General features: G+C 61.1%; 6 protein-coding genes. 5 read left to right on the forward strand and 1 reads right to left on the reverse strand.

The window, feature by feature from the left end; translation table 11 throughout:
• The 3 genes from KBT70_RS11905 to KBT70_RS11915 all read left to right on the forward strand — a co-directional run.
• A partial coding sequence (locus KBT70_RS11905; RefSeq protein WP_296633429.1) for a PD-(D/E)XK nuclease family protein occupies positions 1 to 537 on the forward strand: 537 nt, incomplete at its 5' end.
• Positions 538 to 596: 59 nt separating this feature from the next.
• Positions 597 to 917, forward strand: a complete 321-nt coding sequence (trxA, locus tag KBT70_RS11910) for a thioredoxin (protein ID WP_008279716.1) — start codon at positions 597 to 599, stop codon at positions 915 to 917.
• A gap of 720 nt (positions 918 to 1637) precedes the next feature.
• Positions 1638 to 2786 (forward strand): amidohydrolase, encoded by a 1149-nt coding sequence (locus KBT70_RS11915; protein WP_296633435.1) that lies wholly within the window; start codon positions 1638 to 1640, stop codon positions 2784 to 2786.
• Between the two features lie 9 nt (positions 2787 to 2795).
• Here the strand turns inward: KBT70_RS11915 and KBT70_RS11920 are convergent, their stop codons facing one another.
• Positions 2796 to 3674, reverse strand: coding sequence for a hypothetical protein (locus tag KBT70_RS11920; RefSeq protein ID WP_296633438.1), 879 nt, complete (start codon positions 3672 to 3674; stop codon positions 2796 to 2798).
• Between the two features lie 156 nt (positions 3675 to 3830).
• Between KBT70_RS11920 and hslV the strand changes: the two genes are divergently transcribed.
• Both hslV and KBT70_RS11930 read left to right on the forward strand, forming a co-directional pair.
• The gene (gene hslV / locus KBT70_RS11925) at positions 3831 to 4391 is read left to right on the forward strand and encodes an ATP-dependent protease subunit HslV (RefSeq protein ID WP_296633439.1); all 561 of its coding nucleotides are present in this window, start codon (positions 3831 to 3833) and stop codon (positions 4389 to 4391) included.
• Positions 4388 to 4697, forward strand: a 310-nt coding sequence (locus KBT70_RS11930; RefSeq protein WP_296633442.1) for an AAA family ATPase, incomplete at its 3' end; no start/stop codon positions are given. The genes hslV and KBT70_RS11930, both read left to right, overlap by 4 nt.

Genomic DNA, 4697 nt, shown 5'->3' on the forward strand with positions numbered 1-4697 from the left:
CGCGGGCTGGATGAAGAGGCCGCCAAACGGCGCGGTCGCCAGATCCACCGCCTGCTTGAATTCCTGCCCACCGTGCCCGCCGCCGACTGGCCCGCGACCGCCGCGCGGCTCCTCTCGAACGGCAGCGATGCCGCCACGGGCGACGAACTCTCACTCCTGCTTGCCGAGGCGGACAAGGTGCTGACGCGGCCCAGCCTCATGGCCCTCTTCACCCCCGATGCCCTGACCGAGGTGGCGATCACCGCGAACCTCGCGTCCCTTCAGGGACGCCGGATTCACGGAATAATCGACCGTCTGATCATCCAAGACACGCGCATCCTCGCCGTTGATTTCAAGACCAACGCGCTGGTGCCCGACACCGCCACCGACTGTCCCGATGCCCTTTTGCGTCAGATGGGCGCCTATGCGCATGCGCTCGCACAGCTTTACCCTGACCACCGCATCGAGACTGCAATTCTCTGGACCCGCACCGCGACGCTCATGTCCTTACCCCACGATCTTGTGACTGCGGCGCTGGAATCCACCACCATCGCTTGACGCGCCGCGCCCGGCTCCATAGGTTCACGACCGAAACCCTGACCACTAGGAGACATATCATGGCCACCGTTGCCGTCACCGACGCCACATTCGACGCCGAAGTCAAGAATTCCGACATTCCCGTCGTTGTGGATTTCTGGGCCGAATGGTGCGGCCCCTGCAAACAGATTGGCCCGGTTCTCGAAGAACTGTCGTCTGAGATGTCTGGCCGCGTCAAAATCGTCAAGGTCGATGTGGACAGCAATCCCAATTCCGCCGTCGCCATGGGCGTGCGCGGCATCCCGGCGCTCTTCATCTTCAAGGACGGGCAGGTCGTCTCGAACCGCGCTGGTGCCGCCCCCAAGGCCGCGCTCCAGAGCTGGATCGAAGACAGCATCTGAGACCACGCATATACCTCATGGAAGGGGTCGCGCCTGTCGCGGCCCCTTTTTTACTTGAACGACGCGCGATTTAGAGCGACGGCCTAAGTGCTTGAAATCTCTAGGCGACAGCCTGCTCATTGAATTATTTGGCGTTTATGTATTTGATTTTAAACCATAAATTATAGTTTGACTATTGTGGCTGTATAGATTCTAACTTAGGTACCACACTCGAATCGCGCTGTAAGCAAGGTTCGTGAAAGCGCTCAGGACTTAGTGTCTTGGGCGCTTTTTCTTTTGCATATATCTAGTGGGTGAACACTTGATGTTGTGCACACAGTGATAATCACCACAATTCCCTTGACTCCTTGGAAGGCATACCTGACGTTTGTCGTGCCCGAGAAGGGTGAAGGAGCAGCGCGATTCGAGTGTGGTAACCGACAGCGTTGCTTCTTCTCAACTTGTAGAAGGAACGGTGTGATGAACATTCACACGACCAAGAAGCCTATCGGCACGACAGCCCGTACCGGTGAGCGCTGTCCAGAAAGCGGAGTATGGAGATCTCAAGATATCCCTTCAACAACCGCTCCGATTGCAAAAAGCAATGTCATGCCACCTCACAACGGCCGCGCTGTGACGTGGAAGCTCGTACAATACGCGTGAGCTAGGCGTTACTACGGAAAGGGCCGCGCGACTGTCGCGGCCCTTTTTCTTTGTCCATAAAACCCGCATGATCCCCCCATGACCCTGACCAATGCCGATATTACAGAGCTGACCGCCCTGCGCCGCCTGTTGCACCAACACCCCGAAGTGTCGGGGCAAGAGCAGGGCACCGCCGGGCGCATCACCGACGCGCTCTTGGGGCACTCACCCGACCGGCTCTTGACCGGGCTTGGCGGGCATGGCGTGGCGGCGGTCTATCAGGGCCGAGACCATGGCCCGACGATCCTCTTTCGCTGCGAACTCGACGCGCTGCCGATCACCGAGCAGGGCGACCTGCCCCACCGCTCGACCGTGCCGGGCACGGGGCATCTCTGTGGCCATGACGGGCATATGACGGTGCTTCTGGCGCTCGCGCGCCTCTTGTCTCGTCAGCGCCCTGCGCGAGGTCGCGTCGTGCTGCTCTTTCAACCCGCCGAGGAAACCGGCGCAGGCGCAGAGGCAGTGTTGAGCGATCCGGATTTCGAGACTATTTCACCCAATTATGCCTTTGCCCTGCACAATATGCCCGGTCTGCCGCTCGGTCATGTGGGCCTTATTCCCGGCCCGGTCAATTGCGCCTCGCGCGGCATGGCCGTCACCCTGACCGGCAAATCCGCCCATGCGTCAGAGCCGGAAAATGGCCGCTCTCCGATGCACACATTGGCGCATCTCATGCCTGCGCTGACGGCCCTCAGCCACGGCACGCCACAGGATCATGATTTCACGCTGGCCACGATCACGCATGCCCAGATGGGCGCCCCCGCATTCGGCATCGCGCCGGGCGATGCGACGCTCTACGTCACGCTGCGCACATTGACCGATGGGGGGATGCAGGGGCTCTGCGATGCCGCGACAACACTGGTGATGGATACCGCCACGGCGCAGGGCCTGATGACCGAAATCACCTATCACGACATTTTTGCCCATTGCGAAAACCACCCCGAGGCGACCCTGATCTTGCGCCGCGCGCTCGATACGCTGCACATGCCCCATGACGGGCGCGGCCTGCCGATGCGCGCCTCCGAGGACTTTGGCCGCTTCGGTCATCGCGCCAAGGCGGCGATGCTGTTTCTTGGCGCGGGCACCTCGCATGCCGCGCTGCACAACCCCGATTACGATTTCCCCGATGACCTCATCCCCATCGGCGCGCGGATCTTTCATCAGGTCGCCCGCGACATGCTTGGGTGAAACCGGCCTTTACTCCAACGGCCAGCCCAGCACTCTGAGCCGCGCTGCGATCTGGTCCGATGCCTCTGGCGCACCGGCATTTATGGACGTCAGCTTGAGAAACCAGAGCAGGTATTTGTCCCACTCCGGGGCGTGCCGCTCTACCAGATCAAAGGCCTTGTCCACCCCAATATCTGCCACGTTCAGCATGGCGTGATGAAAATCTATCTTGGCAAAAACAATTGCGGGCTTGCGGAAAAACATCGCCATCAACGCGACCGATGAATTCTCCGTCACCACGAAATCACAGCCCCGCAGATGCGTCTCCATCCCGCCTGTGGTCACGTCCAACAGAGGATGGGCGCGGCGCAACTCCTCCAGCTTCCGCATGTCAGAGCCCGAATATTGCTCTTTGGGATGCAGCCCCGCGATCACCCGCCTGCCGTCCGCCCGGTGCAGCGTGTCGCGCAGCATCTCGAGAGGCGACACCACCTGAAACGAGCGCCGCTCGCCGATATGCCCTTGCAGAGCCACATAGATTGTCCCGTCGCGGCGGGTGTCGTCGGGGTCCGCGTTAAACTTCCGCTTGGCCCAGTATTTGGCAAAACGCGTGGCCTCTGCCGGATCAATCTGGCTGGGGTCAAAATCCGCGCGGGCGACATCGAAATTCCACCGCTCCGCTGTCCGCTCGATCCGCCAGAATGGCATGAGATAGGCAACCCTCAGGCTGAGCCCCTTGGCATGGGCCGGTTCCTGCATCAAAAAGAGGGCGTATTCGTCCGCGTCCGCAGCGGTCCATGTATCCACCGGGCCAGCGGTGCAAATATCCAGCGTCCAACCCGACAGCGCCAATGCCTGTTGCAGTTTGCTCACGAAATTATGGTCGCCCGCCCGGGCGCGCTTGTCCATCGGATTTGGAAAATACAATCGCGCGCGGTGACCTTGCATCATGGCGCAAAATCTAATCCACACCACTCCTTTGCTCAAGCCGCTTGAAAGCCGGGCAAAGGTTGTAAACATTGGGTGCGACAGTCATATAGGGCCGCGAAACGGAAGGAATATCATATGTCCGAGAGCAGATTTCCCGGTTGGCACGGCACCACCATCATCGGCGTGCGACGCGGCGGCGAGGTTGTCGTGGCCGGTGACGGGCAGGTCAGCCTTGGCCAGACCGTGATCAAGGGCACCGCCCGCAAGGTGCGCCGCCTCTCGCCCGGCGGTCATCCGGTGGTCGCGGGCTTTGCCGGGTCCACGGCGGATGCCTTCGCCCTGCTCGAACGTCTGGAAACCAAGCTTGAGGCGACACCGGGCCAGTTGCAACGCGCCTGCGTGGAACTCGCCAAGGACTGGCGCACCGACAAATACCTGCAAAAGCTCGAGGCGATGCTGATCGTCACCGATGGCGATCAGCTCTATGTCATCACAGGCGCGGGCGATGTGCTCGAGCCAGAGCATGACGTGGCTGCCATCGGCTCTGGTGGCAACTACGCCCTCGCCGCCGCGCGCGGCCTAGCCGAAAACCCCGACCTGAGTGCCGAAGACATCGCCCGCCGCGCCATGGCCATTGCCGCCGATATCTGCGTCTACACCAATGGCAACCTGACGGTGGAAAGGATTTCCAAATGACCGACCTGACCCCGCGCGAGATTGTCTCGGAGCTTGACCGCTACATCATCGGCCAGCGTGACGCCAAGCGCGCCGTGGCCGTGGCCCTGCGCAATCGTTGGCGGCGCAAGCAGCTTGGCCCCGACCTGCGCGACGAGGTTTACCCCAAGAACATCCTGATGATCGGCCCGACCGGCGTGGGCAAGACCGAGATTTCTCGGCGTCTCGCGCGCCTGGCCAAAGCCCCGTTCATCAAGGTCGAAGCCACCAAGTTCACCGAGATCGGTTACGTCGGCCGCGAAGTCGACAGCATTATTCGCGACCTCA

It is taken from the genome of Roseovarius sp. (assembly GCF_018066915.1).
Lineage (GTDB): Bacteria > Pseudomonadota > Alphaproteobacteria > Rhodobacterales > Rhodobacteraceae > Roseovarius.

Excerpts from the sequence above, each read along its gene's own strand:
- hslV (WP_296633439.1), top strand. The coding sequence starts at position 3,831 with ATGTCCGAGAGCAGATTTCCCGGTTGGCACGGCACCACCATCATCGGC.
- trxA (WP_008279716.1), top strand. The coding sequence starts at position 597 with ATGGCCACCGTTGCCGTCACCGACGCCACATTCGACGCCGAAGTCAAG.
- KBT70_RS11915 (WP_296633435.1), top strand. The coding sequence starts at position 1,638 with ATGACCCTGACCAATGCCGATATTACAGAGCTGACCGCCCTGCGCCGC.
- KBT70_RS11920 (WP_296633438.1), bottom strand. The coding sequence starts at position 3,674 with ATGGACAAGCGCGCCCGGGCGGGCGACCATAATTTCGTGAGCAAACTG.